Genomic DNA, 22,526 nt, shown 5'->3' with positions numbered 1-22,526 from the left:
AGGCCTCAGCCCTTGAGGCCGGAGCGGGAGATGCCCTCGATGACCCAGCGCTGGGCGACCAGGTAGAGCAGGATCACCGGGAGGCTGGCGATCACCGCACCGGCCATCAGCAGGTCGTAGCGGATGGTGTTGGCGCTCTGGAAGTTGCCGAGCCCGGCGGGCAGGGTCAGCGAGTCCGGGCTGAGCAGCACGTAGATGGGCCACAGGAAGTCGTTCCAGTTGGTCAGGAACGACAGCAGGAACAGCGTGACCAGCGCCGGCTTGGCCAGCGGCAGCGCGATCGAGGTGAAGATCCGCCAGCGGTCGGCCCCGTCCAGTTCGGCCGCCTCCTCCAGCTCCGCCGGGAGCGTGATGAAGAACTGCCGCAGGAAGAAGACCCCGAAGCCGCCCGCCGCCGCGGGCACGATCACCGCGGGCAGGCTGTCCACCCACGACAGCTCGTTGACGATGAGGAAGTTCGGGATGAGCAGCACCACCGGCGGCACGAACAGTGTCGCGACGATCACCGCGAAGATCGTCGACCGCCCGCGGAAGCGCAGCCGGGCGAGGGCGTAGGCGGCGGGGGTCGCGGTGAGCAGCACCAGGGCGGCGTGGCCGACGGCCGCGATCAGGCTGTTGGCGAACCAGGTCAAGATCGGGCTGTCGGGGCTGTTCAGGATCTCCCGGTAGGCGTCCAGGGTCGCCGGGCTCGGTATCCACTGGGGCTCGGTGGACCCCGCGGCCCCGCGGGTCTTGAACGAGGTGAGCACCATGTACACCAGCGGGCTGATGTAGAGCGCGGCGACGACGGCCAGCACCAGGTGGAGCAGGGCCCGGCGCACCCGGCGCGGAGCAGGCGCGGTCACGAGGTCCTCCTGTCGCGGAAGGCGCCGAAGACCAGGGCGCTGGCGCACATGAGGAACCCGGCGAGGATGAAGCTCATCGCCGAGGCGCTGCCCATGTCGAAGCGCCGCAGGCCGGTCTCGGCGATGAGGTAGATCGCCGTCTTGGTCTGGTCGGCGGGCGCGCCCGCCGTGATCAGGTACGACTGGCCGAACATGTTGGCCGAGGCGAGGATCGTGGCGTTGACCACGAAGACCATGACCGGCCGCAGCCCCGGCAGCGTCACCGACCGGAAGCGGGCCGCCGGCCCCGCGCCGTCCACCATCGCGGCCTCGTACAGCTCACGCGGGATGTCCTGCAGCCCGGCCAGGAAGATGACGGCGTTCAGGCCGAGCGTCCACCACACGGTGACCCCGACGAGGGCGATCCAGGCGGGCGGCACGTCGGTGGTCCACTGCACGTCCAGGCCCAGGTAGTGGTTGATCAGGCCGATGTTGCCGTCCAGCAGGTACCGCCAGACGAACCCGACCACGGCCACCCCGAGGACGTAGGGGGCGAAGTAGACGGCGCGGTAGAGGTTGCGCCCGCGGAAGCGCCCGTTCATCAGCAGCGCCGCGAACAGCGGCAGCAGGATGAGCAGGGGCACCGAGAACAGGGTGAAGACGCCGGTGGCCCGCATCGCCGTCCAGAAGCGCGAGCCGTCGACGCTTGCGGGGTCGAACAGCTCGGCGTAGTTGGCCAGGCCGACGAACGGCTTGGCCGGCAGGCTGATGTCCCACTCGTGGAGGCTGGTGTAGAGGCCGAAGCCGATCGGCAGCACCATGAAGACCGCGAACAGCAGCAGGTAGGGGGCCAGGAAGGCGTAAGGGGTCCACCAGCGCATTCGGCGCGCGGCCCCGGCGGGGGCGGCGGCCGCCCCCGCGAGGTCCCGCGAGCGGGTGAGCACGCTCACCGGCCGTACTTCCGCTTGTTGTCGGCCAGCAGCTGGTCGGCGGTCTTCACGCCCTCCTTCAGCGCGTCCGCCGGCGAGGACTGCTTCAGCACCGCCTTGGCCACGGCCAGCTCAAGGGCCTTGGACTGCACGTCGCCGACGCCGGGCAGCGCGGGCAGGAAGCGGAAGACGTCGGGGTTCTCGGCCAGCTTGATCTGCGGCAGGTCGGCGATCGAGGGGTCCTGCCGGACGGAGTTGCGGGCGGGGATCATGCCGGCCTTGGCCCACTCGGTGGACTGGCGGCTGATGTGGTCGATGAAGAACTTGGCCGCCTGCACCTTGTCGGCGTCCTTCGCCGCCTGCGCGGTCATGACGAAGTTGTGCGAGGAGCTCCACACCGCGGGGGTGGCGCCGATGGCGGGCACCGAGGACAGGCCCCACTTGAGGCTCGGGGCGTTGGTCTTCAGGTCGTTGATCTGCCAGATGCCGTCCCAGGTGAAGCTGGTCTTGTCGTTCTTGAAGGCGGCGTACTGGCTGTCGATGGCGACCTTGGCCGGGCTGCGGCCCTTGTCGATCTGCTCGATCATCCAGGCCAGCGCCTGCTCGCCCTCGGCGCCGCCCCACAGGGCCTTGGCGCCGTCCTGGCTGTACAGCTCGCCGCCGTTCTGCCACAGCAGGGACATGAACATCAGGTGGGCCGGCCACTTGTTCGGCATCCAGAACGGCTGCGCCACGCCGGCCTTGGCCAGCTCGGCCAGGGCGTCCTCGTAGGAAGCCTTGTCCTTGGGCGCGTCCTTCAGGCCGATCTTGTCCAGGTGCGCGGCGTTCCAGTAGTCGCCCAGGCAGTGGACGTCCAGCGGGACGGCGTAGCGCTTGCCGTCGTAGACGCCGGCGTTCCAGATGGCCGGGATGAAGTCGGCGTCGCTGATCTTGAGGGCGGACACGACGTCGTCGAGCGGGGTGAGCACCGAGCGGGCGGCGAAGGTGCCGATCCAGTCGATGTGGATGACCGCCACGTCCGGGCCCTTGTTCGCGGCGATGGCGGTGGGCAGCGCCGGGTAGAGGTCCTCCCAGCGCCGGGTCACGTTGCGGACCTCGATGCGGCCGGCGTACTGCTTGTTGAACTCCTCCAGCATGGCCCGGAAGTGCGGGCCGTCGCCGCCGGTGAAGCCGTTCCAGAACTCCAGGGTGACCTTCGGGCCGTTGTACTCGCCGCCGGAGAAGGTGGGCGCGGCCGAGGCGGGCGCGCCGCCGTCGGCGCCGATCTTGGTGCCGCCGCCGCAGGCGGCCAGCGTCGCGGTCAGCCCGACGGCGCCGGACAGTCCGAGGAAGGAACGGCGGGACAGAGGAGAGGTCATCGTGCACTCCTGGCGGTGAGGGGAGCAAAGCGGACAATAGTCCAAGAAACGGGCGGAAGCGTAAGCGTGGCGCGTCGGCCGTCCAGGGCGGCACCCGTGCCTTGACGTGGGACGACGCGCTCGGGGTCGGCCGCGGTGTTGCGCGCGGAGGGGTCGTCGTCGGCCAGTTCGAGGTGCTCGGCCACGCGCATGTCCCCCGGCAGCGCGATCTCGAGCGGCAGCGCGCCGTGGCGGTCGCGGTTGACCGCGAACAGCGTGATCTCGCCGGTCTCCGGGTCGTGGGTGGCGGTCGCCCAGATGGCGGGCACCTCGCCGTACTTGGCGGTTTCGATGAGCGGGGAGTCCGGCTCGACCCGCAGCACCTCGCCCCGGGCGTACCGGGCGGTGAGCGCGAACGGGTGGAAGATCGTCTGCCGCCACGCCGGGCCGCCCGGCTCGGTCATGATCGGTGCGATGACGTTGGCGAGCTGGGCCTGGCAGGCGACGCCCACCCGGTCGGCGTTGCGCAGCAGCGTGATGAGCAGGCTGCCGACGACGACCGCGTCGGTGACGTCGTAGACGTCCTCGATGAGCCGGGGGTGGGCGGCCCACTCCAGGGACGACTCGCCCTTGAAGCGGCTCTGGTACCAGACGTTCCACTCGTCGAACGACAGCTTGATCTTCTTGCGGCTGCGCAGCTTGGCGCCCACGTGGTCGGCGGTCGCGGCGATGGACTTGATCATGTGGTCCATGTCGGCCGCGCTGGCCAGGAAGGAGTCGGCGTCGCCGTCACTCGGGTCGTAGTAGGCGTGCAGCGAGATGTAGTCGACCATGTCGTAGGTCGCCTCAAGCACCTCGGCCTCCCACGAGCCGAAGGTCGCCATCCCGCTGTTGGAGCTGCCGCAGGCGACCAGGGACAGGTTGGGGTCGAAGCGCTTGAGCGCCCTCGCGGTCTCGGCGGCGAGCCGGCCGTACTCGCCGGCGGTCTTGTGGCCCATCTGCCACGGCCCGTCCAGCTCGTTGCCCAGGCACCACAGGCGCACGTCGTGCGGCTTGTCGACGCCGTGCGAGCGGCGCAGCTCCGACAGGCGGGTGCCGCCGGGGTAGTTGGCGTACTCGACCAGCTCCAGCGCCTCGGCCACGCCGCGGGTGCCGAGGTTGAGCGCCATCATCGGCTCGACGCCCGCCTTGGCCGCCCAGGCCATGAACTCGTTGAGCCCGAAGCTGTTGTCCTCCAGGCTGCGCCAGGCGAGGTCCAGGCGGGCCGGCCGGTCCTCCACGGGGCCGACGCCGTCCTCCCACCGGTAGTTGGAGACGAAGTTGCCGCCGGGGTAGCGCACCAGGGTCACGCCGAGCTCGCGGGTCAGCTCCAGCACGTCGGTGCGCAGGCCGTCGGCGTCGGCCAGCGGATGGCCCGGCTCGAAGACGCCGGAGTAGACCGTGCGGCCCATGTGCTCGACGAACGAGCCGAACAGCCGCGGCTCCACCGGGGCGATCCGGAAGGAGGGGTCAAGGGAGATATGAGCAGCCGCAGCCAAGGCACGACCTCTCTGTCATCGCGCGTTCAGTGGTACGTGGATTTGTACAACGTTGTTTCAACGTTGTAAACAGGCCCAAACACCCCGATACCGTGCTGTTACGTGCGATAGGACCGGTACCGTCGTAGGCGGAGATCGAAGCGGGGACGGGGAAGGATGGCCACGTGGGAGGCACCGTGGGAGTGAGCCTGCGCGACGTCGCGCGCCTGGCCGGGGTGTCGGTGAAGACCGTCTCCAACGTGGTCAACGGTTACGCGCACGTCTCCGCCGCCACACGGGAGAAGGTCGACCGGGCGCTGTCGGAGCTGGACTACCGCCCGAACCTCTCCGCCCGCAACCTGCGCCAGGGCCGCACCGGGGTGATCGCGCTCGGCCTCCCCGAGATCGACAAGCCGTACTTCGCCGAGCTGTCCCGGTTCGTCATCGCCGCCGCCGCCGAGCACCGGTGGATCGTGGTCATCGAGCAGACCGACGGCGACCTCGGGCGCGAGCGCCAGGTGCTGGACGGCGTGCGCGACCACCGCATCGACGGGCTCATCCTGAGCCCGGTCGCCATCGGCAAGGAGGAACTCGCCGCCCGCAGCGACGACACCGCGCTGGTGCTGCTCGGCGAGCGCATCCACGACGGCCCCGCCGACCACGTGGCGATCGACAACGTGCGCGCGGCGCGCGAGGTCACCGAGCACCTGATCGGCCTCGGCCGCACCCGCGTCGCCGCGCTCGGCGCCCAGGAGAACGCCCCGAGCGGCACCTCCTCGGTCCGCCTGGAGGGCTACCGGGAGGCGATGGCGGCGCACGGCCTGCCCGAGACCGTCGTCGAGGTCGAGCGGTTCGGCCGGGCGGAAGGCGCCGCCGCGATGGAGACGCTGCTGGACTCCCCCGACCGGCCGGACGCGGTGTTCTGCTTCAACGACCTGCTGGCCCTCGGCGCGATGCGGGCCATCCTGTCGGCCGGCCTGCGCGTCCCGCAGGACATCGCGGTCGCCGGGGTGGACGACATCGAGGACGGCCGGTTCAGCACCCCGACCCTCACCACGGTCGCCCCCGACAAGGACGAACTGGCCCGCGTGGCCGTCGACCTGCTCAAACGCCGCCTCGACGGCCCCCTCGACCACCCCGTCCAGGAGGTCCGCGCCTCCTACCACCTCAAGATCAGAGAAAGCACCTCACCCACGAGGCCCTGACACGCCGGGCCGGAAGTCCCCCCCATGAGTCGACAACCCGACAGGCGGACCCGACCAGTCATATCCGGCCTTCCAGCACCGGACATGACCTGGTCGGCGGATCCCCAGGGGGGACCGGTCCTGTGACGGCCCCCCTCCGCCGACGAACTCCTTCCACCCGTCCCAAGGATCCCCCCGACGGCGCCGCGTCGGCGGGACGGTGTACGGCGAACGCCGGCGCCGTCTACGGCGGAGACCCGGCGAACCTCCCGGTCACCGTTGGCGTGGACGCCGGGGGCCTGTGAGCTCGGCCGGGTCCAGACGTACCTCGAACGGGTCGGTCAGCACCAGGATCTGCCCGGCGCGGGCGGTGGCGAGGGGTTCGTACTCTCCGCCACGCTCGGCGAACGCCTCGACCAGCGGCATGGGCCCCTCCGCGTGCAGCTCGACGCGCAGGAACACCGGCACCCCGGCCTCGGCGTAGGAGGGCGGCTTGACGACGTAGTCGCGCTTCCTGTTGCCGGGGCTGACGATCTCGACCACCATCAGCACGTCGTCACAGTCGAGCACCACGGCCCCGGCGACGATCGGCTCCGCCCGGGCGACCACCACGTCGGGGATGAACCCCTCTTTGCCGACCTGCACGTTCGGACTCTCGACCACCTCCACGTCATGCGGCGCGGCGTCGAGAAGGGCGCGCACCAGCCGCTGGGCGCACAGCGCGTGGTCGGCCGCGGGGGCAGGACTCACCACGAAACTCCCGTCGATGAGCTCGATGCGCTCCTCGGTCTGCGGAAGCGCGAGCCAGTCGTCGACGGTGTACGGGCCGGGGTGGTCGGGGAGCATCACCAGATGAGCCCGCTCTGCCGACGGCCCCGGCCATCCCTCGGCCAAGGGGAGCGCGCTCATCGGATCTCCTTCCACACCGTCCAGTGTGCACCGCCCACAGGGCACGGGCCAACCGGCACACCAGGTTCCGGCATGACCCTCGGTAATCGTGGCGTCACGTTCGGGTCACCGTGGACCGACTCGGAATCGGTCCCCCAAGGTGCCTCGACGGCCCCTCGACCATCCCGTCCAGAAGGTCCGCGCCTCCTACCGTCCGATGGTCGGGGAGAGCATGATCCGCGCCTCATGGCCTCGGCGCCACGCGGAGCCCGCGAGCGCTCCGGGGCTATCCGGCGTGTGCCTTGATGGCGGTTCGGACGGCGTCGAGGAGGGCGGCGGCTCTCAGGTCCGGCACGCCTTCCTGGATGTGGTTCATGACGTAGCCGAAGGCCAGGCCGGTCGCCGGGTCGGCGAAGCCCAGCGACCCGCCGTAGCCGGGGAACCCGAAGGCGGTCGGGCTGTACCAGAAGGCGTCGGGCGTCGGCAGGCCGAAACCGGTGCCGAGGCGGACGGGCACGCGCAGGACGCGGTCGACGCCACCGGCCTGCTCCTTGGTCGCCGCGGCCAGGGTCTCGGACGAGAGGATGCGGTGCCCGTCGACCTCGCCGATGAGCGCGGCGTAGAAGCGGGCCAGCGCGCGGGCGGTGCAGATGCCGTTGGTCGAGGGCATCTCGGCGGCCTGCTCGGCGGGATCGTCGTGGTTCGGCATCGGCGTGATGACGGTCATCGCCCGCATGGTCAGCGACGTGGGGTCGGTGTAGGCGCTCATCACCTCGCGCGCGGACTCCGGCAGGGAGTCCAGATCGACGGCGGCCAGCGCGTCCAGGTCGTAGGAGGGGGCGATGATCCGGCTCACCCGGTGCCGCTCGGACTCCGGCAGCCCGATCCACAGGTCCAGGCCGAGCGGCGCGGCGATCTCCTCGGCGAGGAACGTGCCGATGCCGCGGCCGGTCACCCGGCGGACGACCTCGCCGACCAGCCAGCCGTAGGTGTGCCCGTGGTAGCCGTGGTCGGTTCCCGGCTCCCAGAACGGGCGCTGGGCGGCCAGGGCGGTCACCATCGGCTCCCAGGCGATCGCCTCGGCCGGGGTGACCGGGCGATCGAGCGCGGGGAGCCCCGCCTGGTGGGTGAGCAGCCATCGGACGGGGATGCGCTCTTTGCCGTTCGCCGCGAACTCCGGCCAGTACTCGGCGACGGGCGCGTCCAGGTCCAGTTCGCCACGCTGGGCCAGTAGGTGCGCGCAGGCGGCGGTGATCCCCTTGGTGGTGGAGAACACCACCTGGAGGGTGTCGCGCTCCCAGCGGCGGCCGGTCTCGGGGTCGGCGACGCCGCCCCACAGGTCGACGACCTTGCGGCCGTGCAGGTAGACGCCGACCGCCGCGCCCACCTCCTGCCCGCCGGCCAGGTTGGCCGCGAACGCCTCGCGCACTCCTTCGAATCCCGGTGCGGTCTGTCCACCTATTTCGGGCATGCGTCATCGCCTTCCGTCTCGCTGGGGGTGGCCGGGAAGTGGCTACCTGCGCCACTTCTCGATGAGCCAGGCGCAGATCTCCGGCTCGGTCATCTCGGGGAACTCTTCGGTGAAGGTGACGAGCGCGCGCGTCGCCTCGTCGCGGTCCAGGCCGTGCGCCGCCGCCGCCCTGAAGTACTCCTGGCGCGCGGCGGACGGGCGGCCTCCTCCCGCACCGCGGCCGGGCAGGCCGTCGCGCCACCGCACGATCTCCGCAAGCCGGTCAGGACGCCAGCCGGGAGCCCCGTCGACCTCGACGTCGGGCTCAGGAAAAGGATGGGTGGAGTCGCCGGGATAGCGGGAGCGCCACTTGTGCACCGCGTGCCGGCTCACTCCCAGCGCCTCGCCGATGCCCACGACGCCGAGGAATCGCTCGGTCATGGCGCACCAACTCGTCCGTCCGGCCTCCTTCGGGGGTCTCATTACTACCATGCCGCGGCGAGATCTTCGCCCAGGCGACGACCGGCAGAACCTCGTCTCTGTCAGAGACGAAGCTAGTGGAGACGGACCAACCTCGTCAACGAGGAAGACAAGGTTTCACCGTCCGCCGAGTCGCCGCGTGGCCGGGCGAGCGAGCTTCATCACGCTTTGGCATGCGCATTGATCGAGGTCACTCGCTCGGCTAGCGTCTGGTGGTCATGGGGAGACCTCTGGTCGCGACGGTCGTCACGGCGCTTGTGGCCGCGGTCGTCCCGTTGCCCGCCGCGCCGGCCTCCGCCGCCGTCGTCCTGTCCGCCGCGGGGGCCTCCGCCGCTTATCCCGTCAAGAACGCGCCGGCGCTGACGGCCAACAAGCTGTACAAGAGCGGCGCCCTGCCCGTCTTCGAGTGCCGGAAGGGCGCGCTCAGCACGGCCGGCGCCAAGGCCGCCGCGAAGACGCTCCAGGCGTTGTGGGGGTGCATGAACACGGCGTGGGAGGGCTACTTCCGCAAGGCGGGGCTGCCCTTCACCCCCGCCAAGCTGGTCGTGCTCACCAAGGGCGCCCGCTTCTGCGGCGACGCCTGGGGCAAGGACCAGGCCGGGTCGTACTGCGACGACACCTCGACCGGCGCGGTGCTCGCGGACAAGGACTACCTGCGCACCCGCGAGATCTTCCACTTCCAGCTCGTCGCCGGCGTGTACGCCTACCACCTGCAGCGGCTCACCGGCATCGGCAAGGCGTTCGAGGCGATCCCGTACTCCTCCAAGGCCGAGCTGAACGAACAGTTCCGCCGGTACTCACTGCAGTCGAAATGCCTGGCCGGGATCTTCCTCGGCGCCACCTGGAAGACCGCGGCGCGCGAGGCCGAGAGCTGGCGGGCCCTGCTGGAGCTGATGAAGGACAACGGCGACGAGGGCAAGAAGCCGGGACGGCAGGGCAGGGGCGCGAGCATCGCCCGCTGGCTCGACAGGGGGCACGCCTCCCGCGACCCGCGTTCCTGCGACACCTGGACCGCCGCCTCCAAGCTCGTCGCCTGACCGGCTCCTTTCCTCCCCGGCTCCGCACCCGCTCCCGCCTCGCTTCCCGTGCAGCGGCTTTGCGTCACGCACAGGCGGCTTCCCGTCACGCACGGGCGGTTCCCCGTTACGGGTGGGCGGCTTTGCGTCACGCGCCGGACGCCCGCCGTCACGAACTTGGCAAACGCCGCACGCTGCGAAAAGGTCGTTTCAATGACGACAGTGGAGGTCTGGTGACGTACGACGTCGCGGCGGTGCGAGAGCGGTTCCCGGCACTGAAGGAAGGGGCGGCGCACTTCGACGGGCCCGGCGGCACGCAGGTGCCCGACGCCGTGGCCGACGCGGTGGCCGGCGCGCTGACGGCCGCCGTGGCCAACCGGGGGTCGGTGACCGCCGCCGAGGTCCGCGCCGACCAGATCGTCCTGGACGCGCGGCGCGCGATGGCCGACCTGCTCGCGGGCGTGCCGGCGGGCATCGTGTTCGGCCGCAGCATGACCCAGCTCACCTACGACCTGGCCCGCGCGCTGGCCAAGGACTGGAACCCCGCCGACGAGGTCGTGGTCAGCCGGCTCGACCACGACGCCGACATCCGGCCCTGGGTGCACGCCGCCGAGGCGCGCGGGGTCACGGTGCGGTGGGCCGAGTTCGACCGCGAGAGCGGCGAGCTGGACGTGGAGGCGGTCGCCGGGCTGCTCGGCCCGCACACCAGGCTCGTCGCCGTCACCGGCGCGTCCAACCTGCTGGGCACCCGGCCGGACGTCCCCGCGATCGCCGAGCGCACGCACGCCGCCGGGGCGCTACTCTTCGTGGACGGGGTGCACCTGACCCCGCACAGCGTGGTCGACATCGGGGCGCTCGGCGCCGACTTCTACGCCTGCTCGCCGTACAAGTTCCTCGGCCCGCACCTCGGCGTCCTGGCCGCCGACCCGGAGCTGCTGGAGGGCGTCCACTCCGACAAGCTCCTGCCGCAGACGGGCGCCGTTCCCGAGCGCTTCGAGCTCGGCACGCTGCCCTACGAGCTGCTCGCCGGCACGACGGCCGCCGTCGACTTCCTGGCCGGCCTCGTCCCCGGCGCGGGCACCCGTCGCGAGCGGCTGGTGCGCTCGATGACCGCGCTGGAGGACCACGAGCAGGTCATGCTCGAGCGACTGGAGAACGGGCTGGCCCGCATCCCCGGCATGCGCCTGTACGGCGCCCCCGGACGCAGGCGCACCCCCACGACGCTGTTCTCGGTGGACGGCGTGGACTCCGCCGAGATCTACTCCTTCCTCGCGGCGCGTGGCGTGAACGCGCCGGCCGGCAGCTTCTACGCCCTCGAGTGCAGCCGATGGCTGGGACTCGGCGATGCCGGAGCGGTCCGCGCCGGCATCGCCCCCTACACCGACGAATCCGACGTCGACCGCCTCCTCGACGGCCTCGACGCCCTGACCGCCTGACCTCGCCCGCCTCGCCCCCGCCCGCGCCCATGCGCGCGGGCGGGGGCGCCCGGCGTGGTAGGCGCCACCACGGACCAGTGGCGCCCGGCGTGGGGGACGCCACCACAGGCCGGTCGGCAGTCCTCAGCTCGGGCCGACCACGCCCTGACCTGCCGCGCCGGGTCGGGCGCAGTGGCGGGTCCGGCGCAGCGGCGACTCGGATGTCAGAGGTCGAACTCGCCCTTGGTGGCCCCGTCGAGAAAGCACGCCCATTCGTGCGGGGTGAACACCAGCACCGGCCCGCCCGGATCCTTGGAATCCCGCACCGCCACCACCCCCGGCAGATTCGTCGCCACCTCCACGCACCCCGAGCCCACCTGGTCTCCGCTCGCCGTGGCCTTGTGCCAGTCGGCCTTGCTCATATCTGTCTCTTCCATCGGTCCCGAGCGTCCTTGATCAAGATGAGCGATGCCTGCTGCGAGTGTGCGTCCGCCCTTATGGCGTCGTACCTGCCGCGGACCTGGGTCACGATGTCCTCGTCCGTCGTGACGAGCCCCTCGGCCGCGGATTCCGCGTACACCGTATCGGGCTGCCCGCCCGGCAAGAGTTCCGCTATAGCGAACTGTGACATCAGCCCCGGCGTGCAACCGGCGGTCAAAGGCACGACCTGAATGGCCGCATTGGGACGCTCCGCGGTTTCCAGCAGATAGTCCAGTTGCTCGCACATGGTCTTCGGGTCACCCACTGGCCGATGGAGTATCCCCTCGTCCAGTAACGCCCAGAGGGTGAACGGAGGGTTCTGCCGGTCCAGGACCAGTTTGCGCCGTATCCGGCTGACCAGTCGCCGGTCCAGCTCGGCTGCCGTGATCATGGGAGCGCGCCGAAATATGTACCGGGCGTAGGACTCGACCTGGAGCAAACCGGGGGCCAGCAGCGGATCCCAGGTGCGCAACACCCCGGCCCGGGGTTCGATCTCCTCCACCCAGGCCAGGTGGTAGCGCGGTCCTCCGTCAGGGGAAAGCATCAGCCTGTATAGCGCGACAAAGTGCGATTTAGCAGATAGACCGAAGATCTGATCGAGCCTTTCTGCGTAATCACGGGACGGCCTTCGCTTGGCCAGTTCGATCTGCGACACGAGATCCTGCGAACAGCCAAGACGTTCTCCTATGCGCGCCTGCGACAGGCCCGCCTCCATTCTGTACGCCCGCAGGTCAGCGCCGAAGCGCTCCAGCGGAGAGCATGACCCGGCGCCGGGTTCACCGTTCATGACCGCTCCAATCATGGGGTGAAGTGCAGCTAGAACGGCGATGGACGTCAATTTACGACGCTTTACGACAGGCGTGTCGTCGTTGGCCGTACACCGCCGTTCATCGCCGTTCCCTGCCGTGTGAATTTACTTCGGAACGGCGGGCCGTGCGGGCATTCTTTGCGCACGGTAAGGCGATTCTGCCGGTCGGTCACCGCGCGAAACGTGACAAGTCACCGGAATAGACGGCAGAGAAAGGGGACGGCATGACCGTGGGAATTCTTTTGGGTGAGACGGAGCTGGAGGGCACGCCGCGGAGCGTGGGCGTCGCGCGGCGGTTCGTCCGGGACACTCTGGGGGCCGGGCACCCCGTCCTGGACGACGTGACGCTGCTCGTCTCGGAACTGGTCACCAACGCGCTGGCCCACTCGGGCTCTGGACTGGACGGCGGGATCATCCGGGTAGGCATCGGAGAACTACCCGGCAGGAGACTTCACGTCGTCGTGGTCGACGACGGCTCGCCGTACGCGATCCCGCGTCCCAGGACCGCGAAGCCGGTGGACGAGAACGGGCGCGGACTGGCGATACTGCAGTCGCTCGCCAAACGCTGGGGCACCTACCGGGACGGCACCCGCTGCGTCGTCTGGTTCCAAGTCGACTTCCGCGAGCAGGGCGCGCACGGTTAGTGCACTGTCCGGGAACGTTGACCGGCTCGGGTCCGTAGCCGGCGCCGACATCGCCGTACCACGACCCGCCGACCCGGCGCCGATCATCTCCATCACATGGCCGGAGTGGAAAGCCCCGCGCCCGGTGAACGCTCGTGCTCACTACAACCAGAGCCTTCCTCGGCGACGGGGACTCCACGCCGATGACGGTGGACACAGACCGTGCCGTCCAATGCGCGGGCCGGGCAGGTCACAAACGGTCCGGATGAGGATCGCGTGGGAAGCGCACCGTGATGGACAGGCCGCCTTCGGGGGGTGCGCTGGTGGTGAGGGTGGCGTGGTGGGCGTGGGCGACGGCGTTGACGATGGCAAGGCCGAGCCCGTGGCCGTCGTGATGGCCGTGACGTTCGGGCGTCAGTCTCTGGAAGGGTCGAAAGAGGCGTTCGACCTGGTCGACGGGGATGACCGGCCCGGTGTTGGCTACGGTGAGGGCGACCTGCGTACCGGAGGTGCCGGTGGCGACCTCGACGTACCCGCCGGCATGGTTGTGGCGGATGGCGTTGTCGACGAGGTTGGCGACGAGGCTCTCGATGAGTCCAGGGTCTCCGGCCGTCACCGCAGGCGCCAGGCGTTCGCTGAGATCGACGGCCTTCTCCTGGGCCAGGCCGCGGCGAGAGGCGAGCACTCCTTGGACGAGGTGGGCAAGGTCGACGGCGTCCCAGCGGGTGACGCCGCCCTCGCCGGTGGCCAGAGCCAGCAGTGCCTGGACGAGCCGTTCCTGGTGTTCGCCGAGAGCCAGTGCCTCCTGGCAGACCGAGCGCAGGGTGGCGGCGTCGGCGTCGGGGTCGCCGAGGGCGACTTCGAGAAGGGTGCGCAGGCCGGCCAGGGGGGTGCGCAGCTCGTGGGAGGCGTTGGCGACGAAGTGGCGCTGGGCGTCGAAGGATGCCTGAAGGCGGGCGAACAGGTCGTCCAGGGTGTGACCGAGTTCGGTCAGCTCGTCCGCGGGCCCGCCGAGGGCGAGTCGCCGGTGGAGGTCTCCGGCGGAGATGCTCCTGGCGGTGGCGGTGATGGCGCGCAGCGGGCGCAGGAACCGCCCGGCGACGAACCACCCGAGGGCCAGGGCGATGGGGATCAGGACGACCAGGGCGACGGCGGAGCCCGTGAGGAGCTGGGGCAGGCCGACCCCGGGCCCGGTCTCGGCGCTCGCGCTCGACGGGTGCCCTGCGGGGATGGCCGCGTCGATGCGGGCCAGCGGGACGGCGGCCAGGACCAGCGCCAGGACCCCGGCGGCGTAGATGCCGGCCGCGTAGGCGAGCGCGAGCCGTGTCTGCAGGGATCTTCTGGGGAGTGCGTGAGCGGTCATGACGATCCGATGCGGTAGCCGCCCTCGCGGATGGTCTCGATCACGGGCGGGTCGCCGAGCTTGGCCCGCAACCGGTGCATGGTGTGCTTGACGGCGCTGCTGAAGGGGTCGGCGGCCTCGTCCCAGACGCGTTCGAGCAGGTCCTCCGCGGAGATGACCACGCCGGGCACGGCGAGCAGGCATTCGAGCAGGGCGAACTCCCGGGGGCTCAGGTCAAGGCTCCGGCCGGCCCGGAACGCGGTACGGCGGGCCGGATCGAGGGTGATGTCCCCGCATGCGAGGATCGGCGGCAGCGGCGGGGTGGCGCGGCGGGCCAGGGCGCGGACGCGGGCCACCAGTTCGGCGAAGCCGAAAGGCTTGGGCAGGTAGTCGTCGGCGCCGAGGCCGAGCCCGGCGACGCGGTCCTCGATCGTGCCGGAGGCGGTGAGCATCAGGACACGGGTCGGACAGCGGCCCTGGGCGAGGCGCCGGCAGACCTCGTCCCCATGGACGCCGGGCAGGTCGCGGTCGAGCACCACCACGTCGTAGCGGGTGGTGGCCAGGCGGTCGAGGGCGGCGGTCCCGTCCAGGACCACGTCGACGGCCATGCCCTCGCGGCGCAGCCCGGTCCCGATGGAGCGGGCGAGGATCTCGAAGTCCTCCACGACCAGGACCCTCACCGCCGTTCACCGCCGGTCATCGTGCGGACGGGGCGGCCGGGTCGAGGTGCCATGGCTCAACGATGCCAGGTCCCCGGTCTCAGCCAGGTCGCAGCCCGTGCGACCCGGCCGAGACCGGGGGCCGCGTACAACCGTCGGCATGAGTCCATCTGTTAACCCGACGAGCCGGACCGTCACCGGCCTGCGCGAGCGATATGGGGCGACCCTGGCGGGCCGGGCGCTGCGCGAGGAGTGGGTCAGGTTCCGCACCGGACGCGGCCGGGCGCTCGCCGTGGCGGCCTCCGTACTGGTCACCGTGTCGCTCGGACTGCTGATCGCCGGGGGTACCCGCAGCACCTGCGTGACCGGGAAGGGCGAGGGCCCCTGCCCCGCGCCTCTGGTGGGACCCGACGGCACGGCGGTGCGGGACAAGTACTACTTCGTGCACCAGCCGCTCAAGGGGAACGGCGGCATCACCGCCCGTGTGTCGGACCTGACCGGCCAGATGCGGATGCCGGACGCCGTACCCGGGGTGCGCAACGTGAAGCAGGGGGTGGTGCCGTGGGCGAAGGCCGGGCTCCTCGTCAGGCAGAGTATCAAGCAGGGCACCCCGTACGCCGCCGTCATGCTCACCGGAGACCACGGCGTGCGGATGCAGGACGATTTCACCCACGACGTGCCCGGCGGCCCTCACAATGGCCCGCAGTGGCTGCGGCTGACCAGGTCGGGCGACACCGTCACCGGGTACGAGTCGGACGACGGCACGACGTGGAGCGAGATCAGCACGGTCAGGCTGACCGGGCTGCCGGAGACGGCCGAGATCGGGCTGTTCGTCACCTCACCAGGCGCCCTGTGGGAGAGGGCGATGGCCTTCGCCCAGGCCACCGCCACCTTCGACCAGATCAGACTGGAGGGCGCGAACGGTTCCTGGCGCCACGACGACGTCGGCGTCGTCATGGAGTCCGACGGCAGGACTCCGCATCACCCCGGCGGAGTCGTCGAGTCCGGGGACAAGCTCATCGTGACCGGAGGCGGCGACATCGGCCCCGCCACTGCCGAAGGCGGCATCCGCGCCGACCTCCTCCTACTCGGCGGAGCCCTGGGCCTGATCCCGCTGCTCGTGATGGCCGCCACGTTCATCACGACAGAGCACCGACGCAGACCACCCAGGACCAGTTTCGTGACCGAACCCAACCCCCAGACCGAACCCGACCTCCCGCCCAGACCCGGCCCGCCGACCAGAACCAGCTCCCCGGCCAGGACCAGCACCATCCCGCCGAGCGACACCAGTTCTCCAACCGCGATCAGCCACCCGACCAGACCCGTCCCGCCGACCAATGCCGGCTCCCCGACCAGCACCAACCCGTCGAACAGGACCGACTCCCCGCCGGGGACCAGCCCGGCCATCGGAACCAGCCCGGCGATCGGGACCGGCCCGGCGATCAGGACCAGTTCGGCGATCGGGACCGGTTCGCCGCGCGATACCCGCTCCTCGGGCGCGCCGGATCCGGCGTGGGCGCTCGCGGCGAAGGCTGCGGTGGTCGGCGCGGTCGCGTTCGTGACGGGGCTGGTGGCCTCGGGCGTCGTGGTCCCTACCGGCCTGGCGTTGTTGCGTGCGCACCAGAACCCGATCCAGCCGATCACCCTCGGCACCGAGCTGCGGATGATCGTCGGCTTCGCGACGCTGACCGCGCTTGCCGCCGTACTGGCTCTGGGCCTCGCCGCCCTGGTCAGGCGCGCGATCGTCGCCGTCGTGCCGGCCATCGCGCTGCTCGTCGTCCCCTACCTGCTGGCGACCGCGGGCCTGGCGCCATGGCTGCTGATCATCACCCCCGCCGCCGGCTTCGCGATCATCCAGAGCATCCCCACCTTCGCGCACGTGGACGTCGACCCGTCACCGCTCGTCGGCTACTACCCCCTCCCCCCATCGGTCGGCCTGGCCGTGACCTGCGCCTACGCCGCCCTCACCCTCGGCGCGGCGATAGCCGCACACCACAGGAGAACCGCAGGAGAACCGCACGTCAGACTCCCCTCTCCTGTCCAGTGAGCGCCAACGATCGGAGGCCGATGTCGCCGGATCCCCTCGACCCGCCGTCTCCACCGGCACGGAGAATCACAGACTGCGACTGGAGTGCCGGTGCGATGACCACCGGCCGCGACCGGGTCCCCTTTCCTCGCCGCGATCGCCCGCGCCGCGGACCTGCCGCTCACCACGACGGCCACCTCGGCCACGGCCTCCACCACCTTCCCGGCCAACTCCATCACCACGCTGGTCGTGCCGGACTCGGTGCCGCCCACCGCTCCGGCCGGGCTGAAGGCGGGCCGTCCCACGGCGCACGCGGTCACGCTCACCTGGTCCCCGGCCAGGGACAACGTCGCGGTCAAGGGCTACCAGCTTCCCCGGCAGGCGCCCGGCGAGCCGGTCAGAACGCAGGACCTCACCGCGACCCGGGCCGTCGTGACCGACCTGGCGCCCGGCCGGCGCTACACGTTCTGGGTGCGCGCCCGCGACCTGGCCGGCAACCTCGGACCCAAGTCGCAGTCCGTCCAGGTGACCACTCCCCCGCGCTGACGCTCCGCAGGGCCCGGCGGCCGGGCGGCGCGCAGTATGCTCGCTGCGTTCCACCCGGCCGCCGGCCCGCGCGCACACGCTCGCGGTGCGACGCCCGGCGCGTCCGTCCGGTGCCTGGCCCGGCCGGGTCAGAGGCGATGGTCGTGGGGAGGGCACCGATGGGCGACGACGGGGCTTTACCGGCCAGGGTGTTCATCTCCTATTCGAGCGCGGACCGCGAGTTCGCCCGGTTCCTGGACGGCTCGCTGGCCGCCGCCGGTGTCGCCACCTTCCTGGCCGAGCGCGATCTGAAGGTGGGCGACTCGATCCCGGAGCGGATCTTCGGGGAGATCGCCGCCGCCACCAGCCTGGTCTACGTCGTCTCCCGCGCCTCGGTGCGCTCGCCCTGGGTGCGCGAGGAGCTGGGCGTCGCCAAGATCCGCGCGATGGAGGGCAAGGGGTTCGGCATCCTGCCGCTCCTGCTCGACGACGTCACGCTCCCGCCGAGCGTCAGCCACATCAAGTACGCCGACTTCCGGGACTGGCGGGACGCCACGTCCTACCGCAAGACGGTGCTGGAGCTGCTCCAATCCCTGGGCGGCGCTCCGGTGCTGATCGGACAGCGGCAGATCCTCTGGTACCTGGACAACCTCGACACGCTGAAGTTCGTCAAGCACGCCGTGTCGGTGCTGCACACCCGCACCGACACCGCCACCGGTTACTTCCAGTGGTTCGACACCTGGCACTGGTCGGTCAAGTACGCCGCCAGCGACGACGATCCGCCGTTCTTCTCGGCCATGGACCGGTTGGAGGAGCTGCTGGCCCCGGTGGCGGACGGCGACCAGCGGCTGCGGGCGCTGCGAGACTGCATAGAGCCGGCCAAGAAGGCCGTGGTGCGGGGCTCCAGGGATCCCGGCGACCGGGGCGAGTCGAGCCGGCGGATCCGCGAGGTCGTGGAGGTCTGCGCCCGGATGCTCGCCATCCTGAACGATCTGGAGGGCGACTTCGAGGCCTCCGTGCACGCCGCGATCGCCACCAGGATGGAGCGCCCGTGACCCACGGCGCGGGACCGGCGGCGTTCCCGCGGGACATCCGCTCCGGACGCCGCGCGGCGTCCCGGCTCAGGTCGCGGGCCGGGCCTCGGGCCGGGTGACGCGCAGAGCGCTCGCGATGTCGTCGATCCGCCGGTCGTACTCCGACGGCGCGGCGTCCCTGAAGTCGGCGTAGTAGCGCGTCTTCGCGAACGCCGGCAGCTCGACGTCCTTGATCACGACGGGGATGAAGCGCGACCCGTTCTCGATGGCCCGCTGTACCAGCGCCGCGTACTCCTGCCGGGCCCACCCGCTGGCCATCGACGCCGGGCTGCAGACCAGGATGCCGGCGGCCGAGTCGCGGATGGCCCGCTCCACCGCGTGCACGAGCACGTCGCCGGGCACGAGGACGACCTGGTCGCGCGCGATGCGCAGCCCCCTGTCCTCCAGGCGCCGGGTGAACGCCTCCACCCACTCGCCGTCCTCATGGGAGTAGGCGACGAAGGCGTCGTAGGCGACCCGCCCCGGCCGTCGCGGGGACGACCGCGGCCGCCGGAGCGGTCCCGTTCCCGCCGCCGAAGGTCCGCTCTCCTCAGCCGGTCCCGTTCCCGCCACCGAAGGTTCCTCAGACGGTCCCGTTCCCGCCGCCGGCTCCGTCTGCTCGGACAGGGCCGTTCCCGCCGTCTCCTCGGACGGCAGGGCTTCGGGCGCGGGTGTAGGTGCGGGTGCGGAGGCGGCCGGGCGCGGGGCCGCTCGACGGGCGGGCCGCACCGCCACCCAGGCGTAGTAGGCGGCCACGACGCCCGCCACGGTGCCGACCGCCGTCAACGCCAGCGCCACCGCTTCCATGCCGCAGATCCTAACGCGCGGGCTCCCCGCACCGGCCTCAGGCGAACAGGTCGCGCAGGGCTGCGGCGAGGCGTTCGTAGTCCTGTTCGCGGTTGTAGACCTGGGCGGACAGGCGCAGCAGGCCGGCGCCGGGCCATCCTTTGATCCCGGCCCGGACGCCGTGCCTGCGCAGGATCTCGGCCGACAGCGCCTCGGCGCGCGGCTGGGTCTCGGCGACCCCGTCCGGCAGCCGCAGAACGCACATGGCCAGCTCCGGGTCCGCGCGCCAGGGCCGCAGGCCGGCGACGTCGGCGACGATACGGCGGCCGGTCGCCGCCAGCTCGGCGTTGCCGGCCCGGACGGCGCTCGGCCCGACGTCCTCCAGCACCCGAAGGCCCTCGGGCGCGGCCAGCCAGGCCGTGTAGTCGCGGGTGCCCTGGAATTCGAGACTGCGGGGGAAGCCGTCCGGCTGGTAGAAGGAGGGGATCAGCAGCTCGACCCGCTCGCGCCAGGCGGGGGCGACGGCCAGCACGCCCGCGGGCCGGGGCCCGAACGCCCATTTGTGCAGGTTGCCGGTCCAGAAGTCGGCGTCCAGCTCGCCGAGGTCCACCTCCAGCATGCCGGGCGCGTGCGCGGCGTCCACGATCGTCGTCACGCCCAGGGCGCGGAACCCCGCCACCAGCTCGCCCACCGGCAGCAGGCGGGCGGTGTGGGAGGTGATGTGGTCGAAGACGGCCGCCTTGGTGCGCGGCGTCACCGCGCCGAGGTAGGCCCGCGCGGCGTCCTCCCCCGACCATTCGCCGTCGTCGCGCCCGGGGAGGTCCACCACGACCACCTCGGCGCCGGTCCGCTCGGCCGTGCGACGCACGGCGATCTCGACGGCGCCGTAGGTGTGGTCGCTGATCACGATCTGGTCGCCGGGCCGCAGCGGCAGGCTGTTCAGCGCGACGGCGACGCCCTCGGTCACGTTGGAGACGAACGCGACGCCGCCGGGCTCGGCGCCGAGGAAGGCCGCCACCTCCTCGCGCGCCTTGGCGACGCGCTCGGTCACCGTGGCGAAGAACGCGTCGGGAGCCCGCTCGGCCTCCCGGCGCAGCTCGTCCTGCCTCTCCTGCACCCGGCGCGGCACCGCCCCGAACGATCCGTGGTTCAGGTGCACGACGGCGGGGTCCAGGCTGAAGTCTTCGATATCCACAACCGGACACTAACCGCCGTCGCCCGGACGCTCCTTCGCCGCCCCGCCTTTCCCTCCCGCTGGTCCGCTCCGGCCTCGTCCATGCCCGAAAGGGCGCCCGTGCACGGCCGGGCGGCGGTAATGCGCGGGTTCGCCGCTCATCGGGTTTCACGCATTCACCTGCTCCTCAGGAACCCGGCGGCGCGGATCGTCTCGCCATATGGAACAAATCGGCCACGTCCGGACGCCCTTTGGGCCCCCAGCCGATAAAGCTCACAAACCAGCACGAATCACGCCGATAAAGCTCGCGAATAGGGACAAAGCAGCAGTACAACCCGATCGGCGGGACAGGGAACGCATTGATCACGACAAGGGCAACTCTGGAGACAACCCGGATGATCATCCATAGAGAGGCAGGGAAGCCGACGTTTCTCCGGAACAATTCACCCCCATTCCGGATTTCTGGTGAAATTTCATGTCAACGTATTTTTTTGGGCCCCCACTGACGGTTAGGCTCCCTCCGGAATGTCACCCACAGGAGGAGCAGCTTTGTCGTTACGGTTGAGGCGCCTTGTTTCGGTGATCGCCGCGGGGGGTCTCGCTGTCCTGGTGACGGCGAGTCCGGCAGGCGCTTTCGATGCCCCCTACGACCCCGAACCCATCTCTCCCTACGCGCAGCCGGCGGACGCGAGCATCCCCCAGCGGGGCTGCGCCGCGACGCTCGCGGACCCGAAGAACGCCAGCGGGAGCATCCCGGCGGTCCAGGTCATCTACGCCTGGCACGACGGCATCGGGAACAGGTACGAGCAGCAGGTCGAGAAGATCGCCAAGATCGTCGACCGGATGGACTGGTCGCTCGACGAGTCCACCAACTACGACCAGCACATCAACCTGAGCTGCAGGACCGGGTACAGCACCAGCACCTACTCCGGGTACGCCCACGCCCTGGTCGTCCCGGAGAAGATCGAGTCCGGCGTCATCGGCGGCGAGACCCCGGTTCAGACCATCACCCACGATCTGGCGGACTCCGGCTACGACGTCGACAACCGCAAGTACGTGGTGTTCGAGGACTTCAACGGCACGGCCAACGCCTGGTGCGAGCCCGCGTGCGCGGCGACCGCCGACGCCTGGGCCAGCGGCACCGTGCTGCACGAGCTGGTCCACCTCGCCGCGGACGGCTTCTACGTCGACCACCCCAAGGTCACCGAGGGCTCGGAGATCCTGAGCTACCCCGACCTGATGGCCAACCCGTACTACGACTGGACGCTGGACCACGACTTCAACAACTACTACGACCCCAGCGAGACCTCGGCCACCTTCTATCAGGGCAACTATCCCGACACCCGCAAGGCCAACGCGGCGAGCTGGCCGTACTTCACCACGGCGACCTGCTGCGACGTCGGGTACAGCAACGACCTGCTGACCGCTCAGGAGCGCACCGTCGAGGCGCAGGCGCCCTACGCGACGCCCGCGGGCTTCAGCGTCTCGGGCGGGGGCTGGATGCAGGTCACCCCGCCGGGGTCCGACAGCCAGGTCTCCGCGCGGTACTACGACGGGCGGCGGTCGCTGACCATGAACGTCCAGTCCTACGCCGAGGGATCGGTGTCGGTGACCCGTAAGCCGGCGGTCACCGCCGGGCAGCGCTACAAGTTCTTCGCCAAGCTGACCACCGGCACCTCGGGCAACGTGAAGCTGCGGCTGGGCTGGTACAACTCCTCGGGCACGCTGATCTCCAACAGCGACGGCCCGGTCACCGCGCTGACGACCGGCTGGCAGGAGTACTCGGTGTCGGCGGTCGCGCCGAGTGGGACGGCCACCGCGCAACTGTCGGTGGTCAGCCCCTCCGGGCAGAACTTCGCCTACGTGCTGGACGGCCTGCAGCTCAACCAGTGCAACAACGGCAAGACCGGCGACGGCTGCCGCGTCGGCAACAGCTGACCCTCGCCCCCACGCCCGCCCGGCCGCACCCAGCGGCCGGGCGGGTTCGCGT

Annotated in this window: 21 protein-coding genes; 8 read left to right on the top strand and 13 right to left on the bottom strand. The window is 70.9% G+C overall.

What is annotated here, in order from left to right; all coding sequences use genetic code 11:
- Positions 1-5: 5 nt before the first annotated feature.
- The 4 genes from ACFQSB_RS13275 to arfA are packed head-to-tail and all read right to left on the bottom strand — an operon-like array spanning position 6 to position 4,628.
- On the bottom strand, positions 6-845 hold the full coding sequence (locus ACFQSB_RS13275; protein WP_354924027.1) for a carbohydrate ABC transporter permease: 840 nt from the start codon (positions 843-845) through the stop codon (positions 6-8).
- Positions 842-1,774: a carbohydrate ABC transporter permease gene (locus ACFQSB_RS13270; RefSeq protein WP_354836216.1), complete on the bottom strand. Its 933-nt coding sequence runs from the start codon at positions 1,772-1,774 to the stop codon at positions 842-844. Before ACFQSB_RS13270 ends, ACFQSB_RS13275 begins: the two co-directional genes overlap by 4 nt.
- Complete coding sequence (locus tag ACFQSB_RS13265) at positions 1,771-3,111, bottom strand: substrate-binding domain-containing protein (RefSeq protein ID WP_380826614.1); 1,341 nt, start codon at positions 3,109-3,111, stop codon at positions 1,771-1,773. The genes ACFQSB_RS13270 and ACFQSB_RS13265 overlap by 4 nt, the downstream gene beginning before the upstream one ends.
- Positions 3,108-4,628, bottom strand: a complete 1,521-nt coding sequence (arfA, locus tag ACFQSB_RS13260; protein WP_459117332.1) for an arabinosylfuranosidase ArfA — start codon at positions 4,626-4,628, stop codon at positions 3,108-3,110. The genes ACFQSB_RS13265 and arfA overlap by 4 nt, the downstream gene beginning before the upstream one ends.
- A gap of 164 nt (positions 4,629-4,792) precedes the next feature.
- Here arfA and ACFQSB_RS13255 point away from each other — a divergent pair, with 164 nt between their 5' ends.
- Positions 4,793-5,812: a LacI family DNA-binding transcriptional regulator gene (locus ACFQSB_RS13255; RefSeq protein ID WP_380826611.1), complete on the top strand. Its 1,020-nt coding sequence runs from the start codon at positions 4,793-4,795 to the stop codon at positions 5,810-5,812.
- Between the two features lie 252 nt (positions 5,813-6,064).
- Here ACFQSB_RS13255 and ACFQSB_RS13250 read toward each other — a convergent pair whose 3' ends face one another.
- From ACFQSB_RS13250 to ACFQSB_RS13240, 3 genes are all read right to left on the bottom strand, one after another.
- Entirely contained in the window at positions 6,065-6,700 is a 636-nt protein-coding gene (locus tag ACFQSB_RS13250) for a Uma2 family endonuclease (RefSeq protein ID WP_380826610.1), read from the bottom strand.
- A gap of 265 nt (positions 6,701-6,965) precedes the next feature.
- Positions 6,966-8,150 carry a serine hydrolase domain-containing protein gene (locus ACFQSB_RS13245; RefSeq protein WP_380826609.1) on the bottom strand — a complete coding sequence of 395 codons (1,185 nt, stop codon included), beginning with the start codon at positions 8,148-8,150 and terminating at the stop codon, positions 6,966-6,968.
- A gap of 42 nt (positions 8,151-8,192) precedes the next feature.
- Positions 8,193-8,570: a hypothetical protein gene (locus ACFQSB_RS13240; RefSeq protein ID WP_354836226.1), complete on the bottom strand. Its 378-nt coding sequence runs from the start codon at positions 8,568-8,570 to the stop codon at positions 8,193-8,195.
- A gap of 257 nt (positions 8,571-8,827) precedes the next feature.
- On the opposite strand from ACFQSB_RS13240, the gene ACFQSB_RS13235 reads away from it, so the two are divergent.
- Both ACFQSB_RS13235 and ACFQSB_RS13230 read left to right on the top strand, forming a co-directional pair.
- Positions 8,828-9,646: a hypothetical protein gene (locus ACFQSB_RS13235; protein ID WP_380826608.1), complete on the top strand. Its 819-nt coding sequence runs from the start codon at positions 8,828-8,830 to the stop codon at positions 9,644-9,646.
- Positions 9,647-9,858: 212 nt separating this feature from the next.
- Entirely contained in the window at positions 9,859-11,061 is a 1,203-nt protein-coding gene (locus ACFQSB_RS13230) for a cysteine desulfurase-like protein (RefSeq protein WP_380826607.1), read from the top strand.
- A gap of 203 nt (positions 11,062-11,264) precedes the next feature.
- Here the strand turns inward: ACFQSB_RS13230 and ACFQSB_RS13225 are convergent, their stop codons facing one another.
- Both ACFQSB_RS13225 and ACFQSB_RS13220 read right to left on the bottom strand, forming a co-directional pair.
- Entirely contained in the window at positions 11,265-11,477 is a 213-nt protein-coding gene (locus ACFQSB_RS13225; RefSeq protein WP_380826605.1) for a DUF397 domain-containing protein, read from the bottom strand.
- Positions 11,459-12,307: a helix-turn-helix domain-containing protein gene (locus tag ACFQSB_RS13220; protein WP_380826604.1), complete on the bottom strand. Its 849-nt coding sequence runs from the start codon at positions 12,305-12,307 to the stop codon at positions 11,459-11,461. Before ACFQSB_RS13220 ends, ACFQSB_RS13225 begins: the two co-directional genes overlap by 19 nt.
- A gap of 245 nt (positions 12,308-12,552) precedes the next feature.
- On the opposite strand from ACFQSB_RS13220, the gene ACFQSB_RS13215 reads away from it, so the two are divergent.
- Entirely contained in the window at positions 12,553-12,972 is a 420-nt protein-coding gene (locus ACFQSB_RS13215; RefSeq protein ID WP_380826603.1) for an ATP-binding protein, read from the top strand.
- 229 nt (positions 12,973-13,201) lie between these two features.
- Here the strand turns inward: ACFQSB_RS13215 and ACFQSB_RS13210 are convergent, their stop codons facing one another.
- Together ACFQSB_RS13210 and ACFQSB_RS13205 are read right to left on the bottom strand one after the other, a co-directional pair.
- Positions 13,202-14,314, bottom strand: coding sequence for a sensor histidine kinase (locus tag ACFQSB_RS13210; RefSeq protein WP_380826601.1), 1,113 nt, complete (start codon positions 14,312-14,314; stop codon positions 13,202-13,204).
- Positions 14,311-14,973, bottom strand: a complete 663-nt coding sequence (locus ACFQSB_RS13205; protein WP_380826600.1) for a response regulator transcription factor — start codon at positions 14,971-14,973, stop codon at positions 14,311-14,313. The genes ACFQSB_RS13210 and ACFQSB_RS13205 overlap by 4 nt, the downstream gene beginning before the upstream one ends.
- A gap of 139 nt (positions 14,974-15,112) precedes the next feature.
- Between ACFQSB_RS13205 and ACFQSB_RS13200 the strand changes: the two genes are divergently transcribed.
- The 3 genes from ACFQSB_RS13200 (at position 15,113) to ACFQSB_RS13190 (ending at position 18,558) form a co-directional block, all read left to right on the top strand.
- On the top strand, positions 15,113-16,999 hold the full coding sequence (locus tag ACFQSB_RS13200) for a DUF1349 domain-containing protein (RefSeq protein WP_380826599.1): 1,887 nt from the start codon (positions 15,113-15,115) through the stop codon (positions 16,997-16,999).
- 228 nt (positions 17,000-17,227) lie between these two features.
- Positions 17,228-17,524, top strand: coding sequence for a fibronectin type III domain-containing protein (locus tag ACFQSB_RS13195; protein WP_380826597.1), 297 nt, complete (start codon positions 17,228-17,230; stop codon positions 17,522-17,524).
- A gap of 158 nt (positions 17,525-17,682) precedes the next feature.
- On the top strand, positions 17,683-18,558 hold the full coding sequence (locus ACFQSB_RS13190) for a toll/interleukin-1 receptor domain-containing protein (RefSeq protein ID WP_380826596.1): 876 nt from the start codon (positions 17,683-17,685) through the stop codon (positions 18,556-18,558).
- Positions 18,559-18,624: 66 nt separating this feature from the next.
- Here ACFQSB_RS13190 and ACFQSB_RS13185 read toward each other — a convergent pair whose 3' ends face one another.
- Both ACFQSB_RS13185 and ACFQSB_RS13180 read right to left on the bottom strand, forming a co-directional pair.
- Positions 18,625-19,383: a toll/interleukin-1 receptor domain-containing protein gene (locus tag ACFQSB_RS13185; protein ID WP_380826594.1), complete on the bottom strand. Its 759-nt coding sequence runs from the start codon at positions 19,381-19,383 to the stop codon at positions 18,625-18,627.
- Between the two features lie 37 nt (positions 19,384-19,420).
- Entirely contained in the window at positions 19,421-20,557 is a 1,137-nt protein-coding gene (locus tag ACFQSB_RS13180) for an aminotransferase class V-fold PLP-dependent enzyme (protein ID WP_380826593.1), read from the bottom strand.
- Between the two features lie 588 nt (positions 20,558-21,145).
- On the opposite strand from ACFQSB_RS13180, the gene ACFQSB_RS13175 reads away from it, so the two are divergent.
- Positions 21,146-22,474 (top strand): hypothetical protein, encoded by a 1,329-nt coding sequence (locus ACFQSB_RS13175; protein ID WP_380826591.1) that lies wholly within the window; start codon positions 21,146-21,148, stop codon positions 22,472-22,474.
- Positions 22,475-22,526 lie beyond the last annotated feature (52 nt).

Source organism: Sphaerisporangium rhizosphaerae, assembly GCF_042665155.1.
GTDB lineage: Bacteria > Actinomycetota > Actinomycetes > Streptosporangiales > Streptosporangiaceae > Sphaerisporangium > Sphaerisporangium rhizosphaerae.
Note: the sequence above shows the minus strand (reverse complement) of the source record. Positions and strands in the feature narration are given on the sequence as shown.

Excerpts from the sequence above, each read along its gene's own strand:
- ACFQSB_RS13250 (WP_380826610.1), bottom strand. The coding sequence starts at position 6,700 with ATGAGCGCGCTCCCCTTGGCCGAGGGATGGCCGGGGCCGTCGGCAGAG.
- ACFQSB_RS13235 (WP_380826608.1), top strand. The coding sequence starts at position 8,828 with ATGGGGAGACCTCTGGTCGCGACGGTCGTCACGGCGCTTGTGGCCGCG.
- ACFQSB_RS13265 (WP_380826614.1), bottom strand. The coding sequence starts at position 3,111 with ATGACCTCTCCTCTGTCCCGCCGTTCCTTCCTCGGACTGTCCGGCGCC.
- ACFQSB_RS13245 (WP_380826609.1), bottom strand. The coding sequence starts at position 8,150 with ATGCCCGAAATAGGTGGACAGACCGCACCGGGATTCGAAGGAGTGCGC.
- ACFQSB_RS13240 (WP_354836226.1), bottom strand. The coding sequence starts at position 8,570 with ATGACCGAGCGATTCCTCGGCGTCGTGGGCATCGGCGAGGCGCTGGGA.
- ACFQSB_RS13210 (WP_380826601.1), bottom strand. The coding sequence starts at position 14,314 with ATGACCGCTCACGCACTCCCCAGAAGATCCCTGCAGACACGGCTCGCG.
- ACFQSB_RS13190 (WP_380826596.1), top strand. The coding sequence starts at position 17,683 with ATGGGCGACGACGGGGCTTTACCGGCCAGGGTGTTCATCTCCTATTCG.
- ACFQSB_RS13225 (WP_380826605.1), bottom strand. The coding sequence starts at position 11,477 with ATGGAAGAGACAGATATGAGCAAGGCCGACTGGCACAAGGCCACGGCG.
- ACFQSB_RS13185 (WP_380826594.1), bottom strand. The coding sequence starts at position 19,383 with ATGGAAGCGGTGGCGCTGGCGTTGACGGCGGTCGGCACCGTGGCGGGC.
- ACFQSB_RS13220 (WP_380826604.1), bottom strand. The coding sequence starts at position 12,307 with ATGAACGGTGAACCCGGCGCCGGGTCATGCTCTCCGCTGGAGCGCTTC.
- ACFQSB_RS13215 (WP_380826603.1), top strand. The coding sequence starts at position 12,553 with ATGACCGTGGGAATTCTTTTGGGTGAGACGGAGCTGGAGGGCACGCCG.
- ACFQSB_RS13200 (WP_380826599.1), top strand. The coding sequence starts at position 15,113 with ATGAGTCCATCTGTTAACCCGACGAGCCGGACCGTCACCGGCCTGCGC.